The sequence below is a fragment of the Vibrio sp. 1249-1 genome (assembly GCF_033340495.1).
The window spans coordinates 1-515 of sequence record NZ_JAWOWJ010001182.1 but is presented as its reverse complement, the minus strand read 5'-3'; the positions used below and the strand labels follow the sequence as shown (position 1 = coordinate 515).

1 protein-coding gene is annotated in these 515 nt (G+C 48.0%); it reads left to right on the top strand.

The genetic code is table 11. The features are described 5' to 3' along the window. Window positions 1-515, top strand: a 515-nt coding sequence (locus R7Z50_RS31145) for an Hsp70 family protein (protein WP_318150234.1), incomplete at both ends; no start/stop codon positions are given.

The following is a 515-nucleotide window of genomic DNA, read 5'->3' as shown; positions in this document are numbered from 1 at the left end:
CAAGGAAGTAGCATTTTGCCATCGGTGGTGAATTACTCAGCAGAATCAACAGTGGTTGGTTACGATGCGAAAGCCAAAGCAGAGTTTGAACCTGAGAACACCATTATCTCAGTGAAACGCTTGATTGGCCGCTCGCTAAAAGACATTCAATCTCGCTACCCATCATTACCTTACCGTTTTAAAGAGAGTGATAATGGCTTACCAGTACTGCAAACTGCTCAAGGGGATAAAAACCCGATTGAAGTTTCTGCAGATATTCTAAAAGCGCTAGGTAAACGCGCAGAAGAAACTCTAGGTGGAGAGCTTGCGGGCGTGGTAATTACCGTTCCTGCATACTTCGATGACGCGCAACGCGCGGGCACGAAAGATGCGGCTAAGCTAGCGGGTTTACATGTATTGCGTCTTCTCAATGAGCCAACCGCAGCGGCGATTGCCTACGGTCTGGATTCAGGTCAAGAGGGCGTGATTGCAGTTTACGATTTAGGTGGCGGTACGTTCGATATCTCTATCCTACG